The 16,342-nt window shown below is 53.4% G+C and carries 15 protein-coding genes; 9 read left to right on the top strand and 6 right to left on the bottom strand.

All coding sequences use genetic code 11. The annotated features are described in order from the left end of the window. Positions 1-24 precede the first annotated feature (24 nt). A complete protein-coding gene (locus tag KP814_RS08010) occupies positions 25-1,239 on the top strand; it encodes a DSD1 family PLP-dependent enzyme (protein WP_216736276.1) in 1,215 nt (404 codons plus the stop codon). 262 nt (positions 1,240-1,501) lie between these two features. Next, positions 1,502-2,953, top strand: a complete 1,452-nt coding sequence (locus tag KP814_RS08015; protein WP_216736277.1) for an OmpA family protein — start codon at positions 1,502-1,504, stop codon at positions 2,951-2,953. Positions 2,954-3,011: 58 nt separating this feature from the next. Here the strand turns inward: KP814_RS08015 and KP814_RS33240 are convergent, their stop codons facing one another. Both KP814_RS33240 and KP814_RS08025 read right to left on the bottom strand, forming a co-directional pair. Continuing rightward, the gene (locus tag KP814_RS33240; protein WP_216736278.1) at positions 3,012-4,838 is read right to left on the bottom strand and encodes an ATP-binding protein; all 1,827 of its coding nucleotides are present in this window, start codon (positions 4,836-4,838) and stop codon (positions 3,012-3,014) included. Between the two features lie 11 nt (positions 4,839-4,849). Beyond that, the gene (locus tag KP814_RS08025; protein WP_216736279.1) at positions 4,850-6,091 is read right to left on the bottom strand and encodes a sensor histidine kinase; all 1,242 of its coding nucleotides are present in this window, start codon (positions 6,089-6,091) and stop codon (positions 4,850-4,852) included. Between the two features lie 254 nt (positions 6,092-6,345). Here KP814_RS08025 and KP814_RS08030 point away from each other — a divergent pair, with 254 nt between their 5' ends. From KP814_RS08030 to KP814_RS08040, 3 genes are all read left to right on the top strand, one after another. After that, a complete protein-coding gene (locus KP814_RS08030) occupies positions 6,346-7,023 on the top strand; it encodes an OmpW family protein (RefSeq protein WP_216736280.1) in 678 nt (225 codons plus the stop codon). 295 nt (positions 7,024-7,318) lie between these two features. After that, complete coding sequence (locus tag KP814_RS08035; RefSeq protein ID WP_216736281.1) at positions 7,319-8,077, top strand: ABC transporter substrate-binding protein; 759 nt, start codon at positions 7,319-7,321, stop codon at positions 8,075-8,077. Positions 8,078-8,143: 66 nt separating this feature from the next. After that, complete coding sequence (locus KP814_RS08040; RefSeq protein ID WP_216736282.1) at positions 8,144-8,893, top strand: amino acid ABC transporter substrate-binding protein; 750 nt, start codon at positions 8,144-8,146, stop codon at positions 8,891-8,893. Here the strand turns inward: KP814_RS08040 and KP814_RS08045 are convergent. Both KP814_RS08045 and KP814_RS08050 read right to left on the bottom strand, forming a co-directional pair. Then, entirely contained in the window at positions 8,883-11,192 is a 2,310-nt protein-coding gene (locus KP814_RS08045; protein WP_216736283.1) for a PAS domain S-box protein, read from the bottom strand. The two genes, KP814_RS08040 and KP814_RS08045, sit on opposite strands and share 11 nt — an antisense overlap. Before the next feature lie 427 nt (positions 11,193-11,619). Further along, on the bottom strand, positions 11,620-12,237 hold the full coding sequence (locus KP814_RS08050) for a nitroreductase family protein (protein ID WP_216736284.1): 618 nt from the start codon (positions 12,235-12,237) through the stop codon (positions 11,620-11,622). Between the two features lie 109 nt (positions 12,238-12,346). Between KP814_RS08050 and KP814_RS08055 the strand changes: the two genes are divergently transcribed. Both KP814_RS08055 and KP814_RS08060 read left to right on the top strand, forming a co-directional pair. Continuing rightward, positions 12,347-12,856 (top strand): MarR family winged helix-turn-helix transcriptional regulator, encoded by a 510-nt coding sequence (locus tag KP814_RS08055; protein WP_216736285.1) that lies wholly within the window; start codon positions 12,347-12,349, stop codon positions 12,854-12,856. A gap of 91 nt (positions 12,857-12,947) precedes the next feature. Further along, complete coding sequence (locus KP814_RS08060) at positions 12,948-13,535, top strand: imm11 family protein (protein ID WP_216736286.1); 588 nt, start codon at positions 12,948-12,950, stop codon at positions 13,533-13,535. Here the strand turns inward: KP814_RS08060 and KP814_RS08065 are convergent. Then, positions 13,449-13,760 carry a hypothetical protein gene (locus KP814_RS08065; RefSeq protein ID WP_216736287.1) on the bottom strand — a complete coding sequence of 104 codons (312 nt, stop codon included), beginning with the start codon at positions 13,758-13,760 and terminating at the stop codon, positions 13,449-13,451. The two genes, KP814_RS08060 and KP814_RS08065, sit on opposite strands and share 87 nt — an antisense overlap. Positions 13,761-13,841: 81 nt before the next feature. On the opposite strand from KP814_RS08065, the gene KP814_RS08070 reads away from it, so the two are divergent. After that, on the top strand, positions 13,842-14,660 hold the full coding sequence (locus tag KP814_RS08070; protein ID WP_216736288.1) for a GIY-YIG nuclease family protein: 819 nt from the start codon (positions 13,842-13,844) through the stop codon (positions 14,658-14,660). Between the two features lie 296 nt (positions 14,661-14,956). Next, positions 14,957-15,616 carry a RusA family crossover junction endodeoxyribonuclease gene (locus KP814_RS08075; RefSeq protein ID WP_216736289.1) on the top strand — a complete coding sequence of 220 codons (660 nt, stop codon included), beginning with the start codon at positions 14,957-14,959 and terminating at the stop codon, positions 15,614-15,616. Positions 15,617-15,779: 163 nt separating this feature from the next. On the opposite strand, the gene KP814_RS08080 is transcribed toward KP814_RS08075, so the two are convergent. Continuing rightward, a complete protein-coding gene (locus KP814_RS08080) occupies positions 15,780-16,187 on the bottom strand; it encodes a hypothetical protein (RefSeq protein ID WP_216736290.1) in 408 nt (135 codons plus the stop codon). Between the last annotated feature and the right edge of the window lie 155 nt (positions 16,188-16,342).

The following is a 16,342-nucleotide window of genomic DNA, read 5'->3' on the forward strand; positions in this document are numbered from 1 at the left end:
GAACGACGCTGAATAGGCGCGGTCATGCGCCTTGTGGTGAACGAGCAACCCCAACGGGAGAACTTTGTGAACGCAACGCCAACGCCCAAAGAAAGTCTGAATACAATCGACACGCCGTTTCTGGCGGTGGACAAAACCCGTTTCCAAGCCAACATTTCGCGCATGCGCGCTTATTTGCAGCCGTTTAAGGTGCGCTTGCGGCCGCACTTGAAGACGATCAAGTCCGTTCCCGCCGCGGAGCTGGTGTTGGCGAGCAAGCAGGACCCGGCGACCGTGTCCACCCTGAAAGAGGCGGAAGCCTTTGCGGAAGCGGGATATACGGATTTGCTCTACGCTGTCGGCATATCCCCGCAAAAGCTCCCCCGCGTGCTGGCGCTACAGCGTACAGGCGTCAATATCTCTATTCTGCTGGACAGCCGCGAGCAGGCCGAACTGGTCATCGCCTTTTGTCGGGAAAACGACGCCAATATTCCTGTGTATATCGAGGTGGATTGCGACGGCCACCGCGCTGGATTGCCCGCGGAAGATCCCGAACTGGTCGCCATCGGACGCCTGTTGCATGAAGCGGACGTGGAGGTGCGCGGGGTGATGAGTCATTCCGGCGGAGCCTATGACTGCGACACGCCGGAACAGTTGGCGATGGCCGCAGAGCAGGAGCGCAGGGCGGCGGTGGCTGCAGCGCAGGTGTTGCGCAATGCGGGCGTGGCCTGTCCCGAGGTGAGCGTCGGCTCGACGCCGGCGGCGTTGTCTTACACTCACTTGGAGGGCGTGACGGAAGTGCGGGCCGGGGTGTATACCTTCTTTGATCTGGTGATGGCGGGCATCGGCGTCTGCGAGCTGGACGAAATTGCGCTGTCAGTGGTGACCACTGTGACCGGACACAATAAAGCCAAAGGCTGGGTCTTTGTGGACGCGGGCTGGTCGGCCTTATCCCGGGATCGCGGCACGGCTGAGCAGAAAGTGGATCAGCTTTATGGCGTGGTGTGCGATGAACAGGGGCGGGTCATTGACGGCTTGTTGGTGAGCGCCGTCAACCAGGAACACGGCGTCCTGAGCATGCGAGAAGGGGGGAGCATGCGTGAAGGATGCAGGGAGGCGCTCCCGGAACTGCCCATTGGAACGCGCCTGCGCATTCTTCCCAACCACGCCTGCGCCACGGCGGGACAGTTCCTGCAATATCACGTGCTGGACGACGCCAACCAACTGCTGGAAATCTGGCCCCGAATTCAGGGCTGGTGAACGTCTTTAATTGTTTCGGGCAGGGTGACGCCTAATACGGCGTATCGCCGCCCTAAGTACAACTCACTAAGTCGATCAGGGCCGCAATTAATGGCGGTTCCTGGCTATCTCGACTACTCTGTGCATTGACCCTCCAAGGATGTTCAGGAGAATCGAACAAAAATAAATCTATGTTGTATCTACTTACCGTATGACTGATTTCATGCTGTAAAAAATCAGTCAACACGATGTAAGTATCCAACCATTGTAAGGAGACTTCAGAATGAAAGGAGTAGACGCCTATCTCGCCGCAGTAATCACCGCCGTAACGCTCACTGGCTGCGCTTCGCAGACCGCGCTCACTGAGCAGGCCGCCTACCAGCAATATCCCGCCCTGGAAGAACTGAGGGATCAGGTCGAGCAGGGGAAATCACAGAATCTCAACGTATTGTCGCCGCAGCGCTACAGCCAGGCCAGAAAGTCCTATCAGGACGCGCTGAAGTGGGCTCAGGCCGATAACGCCAAAGCCACCGGCATCGCCAGACAGGGACTGGCCTCTATCAGCGAAGCCCGCACCAACGCGGACGTCGCCGCCTACAATCTGGAAGATGTGCTCAACGCGCGGCAGAAAGCCCTGGCGGCCAATGCGGACAAAGTCATCCCCGGCGAGTTCATGAAAGCGGAGGATAACCTTGTCAAACTCACCGGCATGATTGAAAAAGGCAGCGTCGAAGACGCCAAAGCCGGGCGTGCGGAAGTAGCGCGCCAGTATTCCCAGGCCGAATTGAACGCGCTCAAGGGCAATATTGTGGATCGCGCCCGTGACGCGCTGGAGTCGGCCAGAAGCCGCGACATCGACGATCTGGCCCCCAAAACCATGGAAATGGCGCAGGAAGAATATCAACTGGCTCTGAAAACCCTGGATGCGGACAGAACCGATACCGAAAGGGCGCAGACCCACGCGCAAAAATCCCTGTGGAACGTGATGCGCGCGGAGTACATCGCCGATACCGTCAAATACTTCGATGAGTCCGACTTCAACGAAGAAGACAAAGTGCTGTGGTATCAGCAGCAACTGGCGACAGCCTCCCGTCCGATTAACCAACAGTTGCCTTTTGATCAGCCCAACAAGGAAGTGGTGCGTCAAGTCAGCGCCAATATTCAAGGTCTGATGACCGATCGCGATTCCGCGTTGCTGGCGCTGGAAAACGCCAAGACTCGTGAGATGAGGGCGGCGTCGGAAAAAGACGAACTGATGGCGCAACAGCAGCGGGAAGACCAGCGCAAGCAGGCCATTACTGCGAAGTTCGCCGTAGTGCAGTCTCTGTTCACGGAGAAAGAAGCCGACGTGTACAGACAGAAAGACAACGTGCTGATTCGCGCCCACGGGTTTAACTTCCCCTCTGGCAAAAGCGAGATTCAGGGAGAAAACTTCGCCCTGGTGAACAAAATCATCGAAGCGGTGAAAGAGTTCCCCAATGCCCGGGTTGTGGTGTCCGGTCATACGGATAATCGCGGTTCTACTGAGCTGAACCAGGGCCTGTCGCAACAACGGGCGGAAGAAGTAGCCAAGATGCTGAAAGAAATCGGTCGCATCCCTTCCAATAAAATCACTGCGATGGGGTACGGCGAGCAACGTCCGGTCTCCACCAATGACACCACGGAAGGCCGCGCTGACAACCGTCGAGTGGAAGTACTGATCGTCAATGAAGGCGGCGTGGAACAGGTCTATTGATCTTTCCGCCAACGATACGCGCCCTGTCCGGGCGCGTGTCGCCGGGGTTTTGCATGGATTAAACCGCCTTCGTCGGGGGCTCCTCCTGCGGCGGACGCTTGCTCAATAGCCAAAGCCGAAAGCGGGAGCCTTGTCCTGGCGCGCTTTCCACTTCAATGCGGCCGCCATGGCGTTCAATGATGCTGTGAGAGATGGCCAGCCCCAATCCGGTGCCTTTGCCGACAGGTTTGGTGGTGAAGAACGGATCGAAGATGCGTTTGCGGGTTTCCTCCGAGATGCCGGCGCCGTTGTCCTGCACTTCCACCCATACGCCTTGCTCCCAGAATCCGGTGCGCAGCCAGATTTTTCCTGAACTCTCGATCGCTTGCGCGGCGTTGACCAGTAGATTCAGCAGCACCTGGTTTAATTGCCCGGGCAGGCATTCGATTTCTCCCACATCGCCATACTCTTTGATCACCTCAGCCTTGTATTTGATTTCATTCCAGGCGATAGCCAGGGCGCTTTCCAGTTGGGCTTCAATGGGGGAGTGACGCCATTCTTCCCCCTCGCCGGCGCGGGTGAAGTCGCGCAAATCCTGTACGATCTTGCGCACTCGCTCAAGGCCATTGCGGGTTTCGGCGATGACGTCGGGAATATCCTGGCGTAAATAGTCCAGCTCCAGATCGTTGATGATGGTTTTGAAGTCGCTCCATTGCGGATTTTCGTCATCGCTGTTTTGTCGTACGGCTTCCGCCGCGTCGATAATGCTCATCAGATCTTTGATGTAATTTTCCAGCGAGCCCAGGTTGGAGCTGACGAAGCCGATAGGGTTATTGATTTCATGAGCGACGCCCGCCGCCAATTGTCCGATAGAAGCTAACTTTTCACTTTGCAGAAGCTGCAGGTGGGTTTGCTCAAGTTCCTGGGTGCGGGCGACGACTTTTTCCTCCAGGGTGGCGTTGGCGTCCGCCAGTTGGTTATGCAGGCGCATATTGTGAAGGCTGATAGCGGCTTTGGCGTCGAATACTTCCAGAAGATTGCGCGCCAGCCCATCAGGAGTATGTCCGTCCAGGTAAGCGACGAGACCTGGTTCGTCGTGACGGCCAATGAATAGCACTGTCTCCGTGAGGGTGAACTGGCTTTCGCCGGTTTGGAAGGCTGCTTTGATGGCTGCCCGTGCGGGGGCGGGTATGGGCGCCTGCGACCAGGACGCGCCTGCTGTGATCTCCTCTGAGCCGCACAGGATGGTGTAGGCGTCTGGGGGCTCGGATGGCGGTGGTGGGCTCAGTATCAGGCCCGTTCCTTCAAAGCCGGTGATGCGTAATAGTTGCGACAGAATGTCCTTCGCGAAATCCTGTAACGTAGTTCCCGGCTGAAGGTAATCCGGCGCTTCAATGATTTGTCGCAGCCCCCGATGATGGGTCTCCAGGGCGCACAGGCTTTCATAAGCGCGCAGAGCGCTGATGACCGAGGTGTAGAGCTTTTGCGCGTCCAGCTCGGTCTTGTTTTTGTAGTCATTAATGTCGTAACGCAGAATCACGTCCCGTTCCGGCGCCATGCCCGGCTGTCCCGTTCGCAGGATAATGCGGACATTGTGGTCGCCCAGTTCTTCGCGGATATAGCGGGCCAGCTCCAGGCCGGCGTCGTCGCTTTCCATGACCACGTCGAGCAGGATAACGGCGACGCCCGCGTTTTCCTGTAGAGCTTTCCGCGCTTCCTCCGCACTGTAGGCGCTGGCGAGTTGCAGCTTGCGGTTGTGGAACTCCACATTGCGCAAAGCCAGGCGGGTGATAGAGTGCAGGTCTTCATCGTCGTCGACGATTAATATTAGCCAGCAAGGCGGCGGCTTTGGGAGAGCGCCATCGATGTCGCCGGAATGGCTGGAGCGTAGTTTTAGTCTCGTCATTCCAAATTCTGTCAGGCTGTAAAGTCACCATCATGGCGACGCTTATCGCCGCCGTCCCTGGGAAATTCGATTGCGAAAGCGACGCCCTGTTCGGCGCCAGTATCGGCGATTCTTACTTTCCCATTCAGGACGTTGGTCACCAGGTTATGAAGAATATGCAGGCCAAGGCCGCTACCTCCTTCATTACGTTTGCTGGTGAAAAATGGCTCAAAAACTTTGTCTCGTAAGGACTCGGGAATTCCCACGCCGTTATCGCACACCAGCAGCTCTACCTGATCGTCCACCACGTCAAAACGAATATCCACGATCCCCGGGCCTCCTGCGAAGCCATGAGTGAGGGAGTTCAATATAAGGTTAGTCAACACTTGCGACAGTGCGCCAGGATGGCTGTAAACCTCCAGCTCTTGCGGACCATGGATGCTGACGCTGGAGGAGGCTTTTTTCAGCGCCGGAGACAGGCTGGTGACGATCTCATGGAGATATTGAGAGAGATTGAAGCGTCGCTCTTCGCCAGCGGACTGATCGACGGCGACCTGCTTGAAAGACTGGATCAGGTTGGCGGCGCGGCCGGCGTTGGCGGCGATCAGCCGGGTAGAGTCTCTGGCGGCGTCGATGTAGTCCGTCAGTTCTTCCTCCGACAATGACTCGCTGGCATAGGTTTTGTGCAAGCGCTCGGTTTCCTCCGTCAGCAATGTGGAGGCGGTGACGATGACGCCGATGGGCGTGTTGATCTCATGCGCCACTCCCGCCACCAGGCGTCCCAAGGCGGCCATCTTTTCTCGTTGCATGAGTTGGCGTTGCGTTTCCTCCAGCATGCGATTGGTCGCCATCAGTTCTTCATTGGAGCGCTGCAACTCCTGATTGATCCGGGACAGTTGCGCCTGACTGGGAATGGAGAGGGCGGCGGGAATCAGCTTCACCAGCAGCAGGGCGGTTATCACAGAAGCCGCCGCGGTGACGGCTTTCACCCCCCCGATCAGCCAGTAAGCGGGATACCAGGTCACCCAGATATTCATCACATGGGTGGCTCCGCAGGCCAGGATAAAGACGCCGAAGGACATAAACATCCAGTTGAACGGCACGTCCTGGCGTTTACGGATGAAGTAGATCAGCGTGATCGGGATGGTCATGTACGCCAGGGCGATGAGCGCGTCGGAGCTGATGTTCAGCCAGAGAATGCCGGGCTTCCAGAGGTAACAGTGTCCATGAGGCATGTACCCTTTGCCGGTGAAAAAATCGATGATGGATTCCATGGCCGCATCCTTTCTTCCCTTAACCTGTTAAACAACGTATAGCACGCTCCCGCGCTATCGCAAGATAACGGGATGTCTGCTTGGCGGCGCAGAAAGAGCGTTTCCGTTGATCTGGGTCAAAGCTGACCCGGGCTGCGCCTTAACCCCCCTAATCACTTGATCCAAATCATAATTATTCGCCGGCAAAGGCATAGACTCCCGCCCCGTCATCAATTCTTAATTTTGCAGTTGAATGTGAAGAGTAGGGGTATGTTATGCATAAGCTAAGTAAATCTATGTTGGCTCTGGGACTGCTGGCCTGCGCGGGCTCCGCGATGGCGCACCAGCCGGGAGATATGGTGCTGCGCGTCGGCGCCGCGATGGTGGACCCCCAGGATGACAGCTCAACCCTGCGTTTGAACGGCGCCTCCTTGGACGGCTCCAGCGTATCAGTGGACAGCAATACCCAGTTGGGTCTGACCTTCACCTATATGTTGCGTGAGCATATCGGTCTGGAAGTACTGGCGGCGACGCCGTTTTCCCATGAAGTCAGCGCTCATGGCTCAGTCGCAGGCGACAATCTGAAAACGGCGGAGGTTAAACACCTTCCTCCCACCGTCAGCGTACAGTACTACCCGATGGAAGCTGGCTCCGCCTTCCAGCCCTATGTGGGCGTTGGCGTGAACTACACCTTGTTCTTTGATGAAGAACTGACCACGGATTTTAAAGACGCCATGGGCGACGGCAAAATCAAGCTGGACAACTCCTTCGGCGCGGCGTTCCAGTTGGGCGTTGACTATCAATTGACCGATAACCTGGTGGTTAACGCGGCGGTCTGGAAGATTGGCATCGACACCACCGCCACCATCGACCTGGATTCCGGCGCGCAGATCAAAACCGACGTGGACATCGATCCGCTGGTGTACATGGTCGGCGTTGGCTACAAATTTTAATTCCAGCGACTTGTAATCGGCTCCGTGATTAAGCTTGCGGAGCCAACCGCCAATGAATTTTGCGGCCTGCGCTCAGGGATGAGAACAGGCCAGCTTCACCTCGCTTCATCCCCGCATGCGGCTCTACATTCGCCCATGCGGTTTTTTTGTTTCCGCATCCTTGCCTGCCGCTTAGATGAGACGGGTAGAAGCAGATAGAGCCTGATTGCCGCCGTTTCACTTCTTTTCCCTGATCTATACTTATTGCTCAAGCTTCACCATTCGTTGACTAGGTTTAACAGACATGGGGGATGGCATGCCACGTTCTTTGACTTCCGCTGTCTTTGGGTTGTTTTGCATTGTGTTCGGCGCGCTGGCTCAAGCCGCAACCACGGTGCAGGTGTGGACCTACTATGACTCGCCGCCGTTTGCGATTGACCCTAAAGGCGACGACCTCACGTCCACCCTGTGCCGGGTGCTGACGGAAAAAAGCGGCGGAGATTGGGTTTTCAAACCTCAGTACCTTCCCCGCAAACGCATTAATCACTATCTGGAAAGCGGCGCTGAGCAAGGGCTGGTGTTGTGGGCGAATCCCTTGTGGTTTCAGGATAAGGAAGAAACCAAATACGCCTGGAGTGATCGCGTCGTCTGGGGCGCCAATGAGATAGTGTCCCTGCGGGAAAATCCGGTGGAGTATACCGGCCCTGAATCCCTGGAGGGCAAACGCTTTGGCGGCGTGGCGGGGCATCATTATGTGGGAATCGACGATCTCGCACAGTCCGGCCGCATCAAGCGGGAGGACACCACCTCGTTTTCCAAGAATCTCGACAAACTATTGAGCAACCGCCTCGACGCCATACTGATACCTCGCGGCGAGCTGTTTTACCTGGTCTCGCAAGGCCATCTGGGCGACAAACTTTTCATCTCCTCCAAACCTCATCAGCAATATGAGCGCAAGATCCTGGCGACGCAGAAGCTGGAGGCGGTGCGGGATTTCATCAACGCGCAACTGCCGGCGTTGAATGAGGACACGGAATGGCGGGCGCTGCTGGAAAAATACGGTTTAAAACCCTGATGCCTTAGAACTCGCTGGGAACGCTGTGACGCGGAACGAGAGACTGACTCCAAGGATTGACCGACTATGTGGAGACTGTTCGGACTGACACTGTGGATAGGCTTGACGGCAAGCCTGAGCAGCCGCGCGGAAATCGTCGTGCCGGTGTGGACCTATTACACCTCGCCGCCATACGGCCTACACAGCGACGGCTATGATCTGACCAGCATTATGTGTGCTGAACTCAGCAAACTCAGTAGTGGCAAATGGCGTTTTGAGCCTCAGAGTCTGCCCAGAAAACGCATAGACAGCTATCTGGAGCGAGGCGATCAGGCGGTGGTGGCCTGGGTGAATCCTTCCTGGTTCGGCGATAAACAGGAGGAACATTACGATTGGACCCACGGCGTGGTAACGGGGCGCAATGAAATTGTGTCTCTGAAACTTCACCCGGTGGAATACCACGGCCCGGAGTCCCTGGTCGGCAAAAGCTTCGGCGGCGTGCTGGGGCACCGCTATGTCGGCATAGATGAGCTGGTGGAGGAAGGGCGCATCCAGCGGGAGAACGCCTCCTCATTCTCCAGCAACTTCGGCAAGCTCCTGCTGCGTCGTATCGAGGTCACCATGATTCCCCGGGAGGAATTGTTTTACCTGATGGCGAATGAACAGGTCGGCGCGCAGCTCTATATCTCCAAACAACCGCACCAGGAATACCAGCGTAAGATGCTGGTGACAAAAGGGCTCAGGGGCGTGAGGGACTTTATGGAAGCTCAGTGGCCGACGCTCAGTGACCATCCTGACTGGCGTCACCTGCTGCAGCGCTACTGGCTCAACCGTTAAGGCCGTTGACGTTGGAGCCTGGATGCGTATTGGCTTCGGCGGCGGAATCGCCGGCTTGATCCAGCGTGCTCAGAAGATTGCGAACGGTCATTCGCAACTTAGCGTTATCCGCCACAGTTTTGATCAGAGTGGCCTGTACTTTATTCGATAGTTGCGGCGGGGCGGGGKAAGAGGAAAAAATCACCACGGGCGTATCATCGGTATTGATCTCGTCCACCAGTTCGGCGCCGGAGCCGTCCGGCAACTCCAGATCCAGTAGCACCAGATCATAACTCTTTTCCTGCAGCATACGTCGCGCCTGCTCCAATGCGCCGGCCTGATGTATATCGGCGATCTCTTCCAGAACGGAGCGGGCGATTTGCACCAGATCGGGGTCATCTTCCACATGCAGGATGCTAGGGCGTGTCTGCTTCAATAACACCCGATGAAGGATAGCCCTGAACTCATTTAGTTTGGGGTGAGTGCGGCTCAGCCAGGCAAGGGGAGCGACGCCGTCGATTTCCAGTCTGGAGTCCGCTTCCGAGTGGTAGTTGTCCTCTGCAATCGCCACCAGCGGCAGTTGAGAGGCTGGGTCAACATGGCGCAGGGATCTTAAAAAGGTGAAGCCGCCATCATCGGTCATCGTGCTGTCCACAACCAGCAGGCAGTATGGATTTTCCGAGAGAAGGCGTACTGCGCTCGCTGCGTCGGATGCGACATCGCAGCAAAGCCCCTCTGCTTGTACCGCTTTCGCTAACAGATCCGCCAGGTCTTTATCCATTTCGCAAACCAACGCGCAGGGGTGTGGCGACGTTTTGAGCGGCTTTGGCGTCAGTCGAACGGGAAGGTCGAAAAAGAATTCCGTACCCTTGTTAGCCTTGGAAGTAAAACCGATTTCGCCGCCGTGCTGCTCCACGATGGCTTTGGCGATGCTAAGCCCGAGCCCGGTGCCGCCTTGCGCGCGGGTGTCGGAACTGTCCGCCTGCGAGAATCGTTCGAAGACGCGGGATTGAAACTCTTCAGGAATGCCTTTGCCCTGATCTTTGACGTGAACGCGCAGTTTGCTCTTAAGGCAGGAGATGGCTACGTCGACCTGTCCACCTCGCGGCGAGTATTTGACTGCGTTGGAGATCAGGTTGGACATGACCTGATGGATGCGTCGTTCATCCACGTGAACGCAGGATTTGGGCAAGGGATTAGCGAAGTGCAGGTGAACCTGATACTTGCCGGCGAACTCCTTGTGGTCCTCCAGGCTGCGCTGAATCAGCGTTGTCAGATCCTGGTCCTCCAGCTCAAACTTGAGCGCGCCGGACTCCAGTTTTTCAATTTCCAGAATATCGTTGATGAGCAGGGTGAGGCGGTCGCAATTACGGTAGGCGACTTTTAGCATTTTATGCACGACTTCCGGCAGTTCGCCGCCGTGCTTGCCCAGCACAAGCCCCAAAGCGCCGCCAATAGCAGTCAGCGGCGTGCGTAGTTCATGACTGACCGTGGCGATGAACTCATCTTTTTGCCGTTCCATGCGTTTGCGTTCCGTGATGTCGCGCACCACCCCGGTGAACATGCGGCGGCCGTCGACGGTCATTTCACTCACCGCCAGTTCCATGGGAAACGTCGATCCATTTTTACGGCGACCGGTGACTTCCCGGCCAATGCCGATGACCTTGGCCACGCCGGTGTGCATGAACTTGGCGAGATAGCCATCGTGTTCGCTATGATAAGGCTCCGGCATCAGGACGCTGACATTGGACCCGATCACGTCGCTGGAGGCGTAGCCAAAAATGCGTTCCGCCGCTGGATTGAAGGTGTCGATCAAGCCTTTGCCGTCAATGGTGATAATGCCGTCGACGACCGTATCGACAATGGCGCGGACGCGGGCTTCCCGGTCCTGCAGCGCCAGTTCGGAGGCTTTGCGTTCGCTGATATCGCGGACTACGCCGGTGAACATGCGACGGCCTTCCACCTGCATTTCCGTCACCGCCAGATCGAGAGGAAACAGGCTGCCGTCCTTGCGCTGGCCCATCACTTCACGGCCAATGCCGATGATTTGCGCCTTGCCGGTTTGCAGATAATTGTTGAGATAGTCGTCGTGATGTTCGCGAAAGGGGGAGGGCATCAGCATATGCACGTTGCAGCCGATGACCTCTTCTTCGTCATAGCCGAAGATGCGCTCCGCCGCGGGATTGAAGGTTTCAATAACGCCCTTGCTATCAATGGTGATGATGCCATCCACCACCGCTTCGACAATCGCGCGCACCCGACTGTCTGACTCTGGCGTAAAACCGTTCCTCACGGTCTTTAGTTTAGGCTTCTTGCTCACATAAATTCCCTTACATGAACGCCAAAACGTTCGTTTAATAAATATAGGCGGGGTCCAAGCTATTACAAATTTAAGGGACTAAATGGACAAGAAGGAACGGCAGCAGGAGCAACGGGAAAGTATGAAAAGACAGGATAAATGGACCGGATGGACGGAAAGAGCGAATGGAAAGGGAGTAACCGAAATGAGGCAATGGAACACGGAGTAATAGAACACAGAGTAATGTGATACCGAGTAATCGAAATAGATGAAATCGAAAAAGGTTCAGTCGGAAAAGGTGAAACCACAAAAGGTATAACGGAAAAAAATGTAATCGAAAAAGGTGTAACTGAAAAATGGATGAATGTAAGAAGACTGTAATGGAAGAATTAAAAAATGAGGAGCGGAAAAGAGAAATGGAAAGCCACGCGTCCCTGCGAGGCCAAGATCACACCAACGCCATCACCTCTTCCACTGGGCGACGCACCTTCTGCGGCCAATTGCCCTCAGTCGGGTAACCCGCCGTCACCAACATCACCGGCACCTCCCGCTCCGACAACCCAAACTCCTGCGCCAGGGCCTGTGAGTCGAAACCACTCATGGCGCCAGTGGACAGCCCCATACCTTGCGCCGCGAACATCAGCGTCATGGCGGCGAGAGAAGCGGAACGGAAAGCTTCGTCCCGTTGCAGCGAGGGGTTGTTCTCATGAGAAGAACTGGCCTGCGCAACCCAGCCGTCACTGAACGCCTGCGGTAGAAAACCCGCAGCGACGGAAGGCTGCAACGCACTGGCCAGACCTTCATGCGCCGCCAGTGTTCCACAGATGATAAAGGTCACCGCGGCGTCCACCACCTGCTTCTGCCCATAAGACACCGCCTGCAAACGGGCCTTCGCTTCGGGCGAACGCACCGCGATGAACTTCCAGTTCTGAAAGTTGTAAGCGGAGGGCGCGCGGGTGGCCAGTCTCACCAACTCGGTGATCTGCTCTTCAGACAGGGATTTCTCGGCGTCGTAACGGCCAGTGGATACGCGGTTTTCGATAAGGTCTTTTACAGTCTCGTACATATCAGGTTCCTTGATTTACGGCTAAGCAATGCATTTATCTTCAATTCAAGATAAAATCAGTTTTGCACAGATAAATCTTGATATCAAGATAAAATAAATGGAGCCTCTGATGACTGAAAAACGCCCGCCCGACGCTGTAGATAAGATTCTGGAACAATGGAACGCAGAACGCCCCGACCTGGACGTCACCCCCATGGCCGCCATCGGACGCCTGAAACGCTGCGCCGCCCTCATGCAACGCAGACTGGACGCCACCTTCAGTCAATTCGACATGACCGGCTGGGAATTCGACGTCCTCGCCACCCTGAGACGCTCCGGCAAACCCTACTGCCTGGCCCCCACAACCCTGTTCTCAACCCTCATGATCACCTCCGGCACCATGACCCACCGCCTGCAACGCCTGGAAGCCAGCGGCCTCATCGAACGCACCGCCAACAAAGACGACGCCCGCAGCAAACTCGTCCAACTCACCCCCAAAGGCCTCGAACTCATCGACCGCGCCGTCGACGCCCACGTACAAAACGAACACAACATCCTGCAACCCCTGACCCCACAAGAACGCCAACAACTGGATGAGTGCATGAGGAGGCTACTAAGATTATTGGAGGGGGAAGGGTAGTGGAGCGCCTGCCGTTCGACTGTATGAGAACTGTATGAGAAAGGAAAACCTGAGCTCACAGAATGACTATCGGAAAGACTAGCAAAGACGTATGACTAAAAAACTACTATTCCCTGACCTTGAACGCTCTCCAGCCATCACCGGCACGGATAATTGCACCTGTTATGGGATGATTTGGGAAACTGGCAAACCCCTCAATCCCAATAATCATGATCTTTCTCGCCTGGAATTCATCTGTGAAAGGCGACACAAGGGAAAACTCACGGACTTCGCTGTCTCCGACGCCGGATGCCCGATTGTGTCAAAAACATTGAAAGACTTTTTGGACAACCTGGGCGTGGACAATATCGATTACTACCCCGCCACAGTACTGAAAAAAGCCGGAGCAGAACCCAACCACGATTACTTCGCCTGCAATATCATAGGAATGGCCAACTGCATCGACTTCGAAAAAAGCGAACTTGAGATCGAAATGGAAGACGGAGAAGTCGTGTTCATCAACGACGTCGACACCCTTGTGCTGAACTCAGAGACCTACGGGCCCATTTACAGACTCTACTATTACGAGCGAGTGATAGTCCTGGAAGACCCTCTAGCCGCCGCACTGGCGTCCAGTGGATTTACCGGAATGAAAATAATAACCCCTGAAAACTGGGATGGCTTTGCGGGGGAAAAGTGATTTACGATCATCAAAGCCAGTGTTCTTCACTGGCGCAGACAACATCACATAATCCCGCACCAACACCAACACCAACACCAACACCAACACCAACACCAACACCAACACCAACACCAACACCAACACCAACACCCTCTCTACCATGTCCACCGTTTGTCGAAGGGCCTCCCAGAGCGTATGAGCGAGAAGCGCTTGAGCCGCACTGTCACTGCATGAAGCAGACATTGGAGGGTGTGCTATCTTTTGCTCATAACTAGACATGTTATCGAAGTTTATGGCGATTGAGCGCTGACGAGGGGTGGAAGCATGTTCAAACTATTTGATTTATTACAACTGCTTAGCTCCACATTGTCACCAACCGATTGCAAGTTACACATGGCCGTGTGGAATGGAAAGGAGCATCCCCTTGATGTCTTTCTTGCAGGAGATTTTGAAGAGTGGCAGCGATGGCAAACGAAACGTAATTTTGAGCGCCGGTTTGTAGTCTCTCTTATTAACATTCATGGCACGGACAACTGGCTTTTTAGCGGTCTATACGAACAAACAGGGGTTGAGTTCAAGAACGAAGAAAACTGTTTCTATTATGACTTAGGGCAAGTGCGAGACTGTGCTGAGCTCTCCGGCCGCTTGGTTATTAAATTTAGCCGAAATTTTCGGGCGACATATTTGTTGGCTGAACGGTGGAGTGAAGACCTCTTGGTATCGGAACTCAAATCAGAGCGACTCACCTTATCGGAGTTTCCAGGTTTTAAATCAGTGAATTTGTCTAAGCGTGAATTAGATTGTGTTATTCGTCAGAACATCCCATCTTGGAAAGGCGCGCTCTCCTCAGTCTCAGGAGTTTATGTAATATCAGATACGATGTCGGGAAAACTCTATGTTGGTAGTGCATACGGAGAAGGCGGTATATGGAGCCGCTGGTCGCAGTACTCGTCTTCGGGGCATGACAACAACGTAGAACTCCGAGCGCTCTTGAACAACTTTGGCGCCAAAAGTGCTGAAGCCTTCCGTTTTTCAATTCTTGAAGTGGCGGATGTGCACGCCAATAAAAATGAAGTTATTACGCGCGAAACTCATTGGAAGGAAGTCTTGTTGTCCCGCACACATGGCTACAACTCGAATTAGCCAGAGAGTTAGGAGCGTTAGAGTCAACTGAGAGCGAAAAAGTAGAGTGGCTTAACGACGTTTCCTAGAAATAGGGATTTCTTCTCCACCCGTTCGCCCTGAGCCTGTCGAAGGGTTTTCCAGAACGTACGAGCGAGGAGCGCTTGAGTGTGGCAGTTGCTGCATGAAGCAGGTATTGGGGGGTGTGCTATCTTTAAGCGACGCTAAGTAATTCCATTCTGTCTGATGTGTTTTTTAAATAATTAAGGATTCAGTGATGTCTTTATATGGAAATAAATTTAAATGGATGAAAGGTTATGGCGAAAAGCTTTTTTGAAAAGGATAATTTCGATCATGGTTTAATTGAAATATTTATTGACTCTTCACCCGTTTCTGCGCAGAGTAAAAATGACGTAAAGAAAACTTTTCAATCAGAGGTGCATAAAATTACATCGAAATGTAGATACATCGTTACCTCTAGTTGCTGGATTGCGATCGATTACTATTGTCAGCATATAAAAAGAATGAAAAATCCTGGTGCGTATGATATTGATAATATTGTAAAACCCATTCTTGACTCTCTCGTAGGGCTTGAAGGTGTGCTAATTGATGATGCTGTAGTAGACAGAGTTACGGTCAATTGGCTGGATACTCATGGCGATGATTACTTGGAGGTGGAGATTAGATATCCTTCTATGTTGTATGCATGTAAAACTGACTTGGTTTTAATCAAATCAGGTGGGGGATGGTGTTTTCCTGTTGCGCGAGAAATACTTAAATATGAAGGGTTTCGAGATATAATAGTTTTGTGTTTTTCCCTGTGGGATTCAGTTAAAGTTGAAAGTGACTATTTTGATATAATGAAGTGCTTGCCTTCTCAGAATTTTATTTATTTTAATAAAGTTAAGGATAAGGGCTATGAGATAATTTCTCTAGATAACTATTTGAAATATTTTAATAATGAAGAGGGTGGTTGAAGTTGATCGAGAATCTCATTTTTAATTTGATTTACAATTGACGTAAAATTCTGACGCATATCGCTTTCGTTACGGATGTGAAGGGAAAAATAGCTCCTTTTGCGTATCTGAATAATTTTAGCAAGTTAAAGCGATCCCGGACCTGGTAATGTCAAAAATTTGGCTATTTATACCGCGACCAATCAAAAGCGTCATTTTCAAAACTCCCGCCACGTAATATATCCAAATACTTATCTAGAAGCTCAATTTTAAGGGTGTCTAGATACTTGGTTAACTTTTCTTCTACTTCACCTTCCATTATTTCATATTTAGGGAATGGTACTCTCATCGCACCAGAATCAGAAAAGTTGAACTCATTGTCTAAATTTTCTATCGACGTTATTGCAATATCTGGCTTGGTGAAATAAGAGACAATAATGCCGCGTCTAGCATTTTCAAAATGATAGGTTACTGTATATAAAATGCCAGAAGCTTTGCTCTCTGTTATGTCTGCTCTTGCTAGCTTAAACCCTTCATCCTCAAGAAAATTTAGTCCTTGTGTGAGAATGCTTGTGATTTTATCTTGGGTCATTGGCTTCTCTCATGTGTGAATCGCTACAAGTCCTGCAGCCGTTTTTTCAAGTTGACTGCTATTCGGCTTCATTATCACCAGATACTGCATCATTGGCCAATTCATCCAGTACTTTGAATACCCCATCCAAGTCTTCCCGGTATGTTGCAATGTAA

Source organism: Hahella sp. HN01 (genome assembly GCF_018986435.1).
Taxonomy (GTDB): Bacteria; Pseudomonadota; Gammaproteobacteria; order Pseudomonadales; family Oleiphilaceae; genus Hahella.

Coding starts and splice junctions, on each gene's coding strand:
- KP814_RS08035 (WP_216736281.1), top strand. CDS start 7,319: ATGCCACGTTCTTTGACTTCCGCTGTCTTTGGGTTGTTTTGCATTGTG.
- KP814_RS08080 (WP_216736290.1), bottom strand. CDS start 16,187: ATGACCCAAGATAAAATCACAAGCATTCTCACACAAGGACTAAATTTT.
- KP814_RS08010 (WP_216736276.1), top strand. CDS start 25: ATGCGCCTTGTGGTGAACGAGCAACCCCAACGGGAGAACTTTGTGAAC.
- KP814_RS08060 (WP_216736286.1), top strand. CDS start 12,948: ATGACTAAAAAACTACTATTCCCTGACCTTGAACGCTCTCCAGCCATC.
- KP814_RS08050 (WP_216736284.1), bottom strand. CDS start 12,237: ATGTACGAGACTGTAAAAGACCTTATCGAAAACCGCGTATCCACTGGC.
- KP814_RS33240 (WP_216736278.1), bottom strand. CDS start 4,838: ATGACGAGACTAAAACTACGCTCCAGCCATTCCGGCGACATCGATGGC.
- KP814_RS08075 (WP_216736289.1), top strand. CDS start 14,957: ATGGCGAAAAGCTTTTTTGAAAAGGATAATTTCGATCATGGTTTAATT.
- KP814_RS08040 (WP_216736282.1), top strand. CDS start 8,144: ATGTGGAGACTGTTCGGACTGACACTGTGGATAGGCTTGACGGCAAGC.
- KP814_RS08070 (WP_216736288.1), top strand. CDS start 13,842: ATGTTCAAACTATTTGATTTATTACAACTGCTTAGCTCCACATTGTCA.
- KP814_RS08025 (WP_216736279.1), bottom strand. CDS start 6,091: ATGGAATCCATCATCGATTTTTTCACCGGCAAAGGGTACATGCCTCAT.
- KP814_RS08015 (WP_216736277.1), top strand. CDS start 1,502: ATGAAAGGAGTAGACGCCTATCTCGCCGCAGTAATCACCGCCGTAACG.
- KP814_RS08030 (WP_216736280.1), top strand. CDS start 6,346: ATGCATAAGCTAAGTAAATCTATGTTGGCTCTGGGACTGCTGGCCTGC.
- KP814_RS08065 (WP_216736287.1), bottom strand. CDS start 13,760: ATGTCTGCTTCATGCAGTGACAGTGCGGCTCAAGCGCTTCTCGCTCAT.
- KP814_RS08055 (WP_216736285.1), top strand. CDS start 12,347: ATGACTGAAAAACGCCCGCCCGACGCTGTAGATAAGATTCTGGAACAA.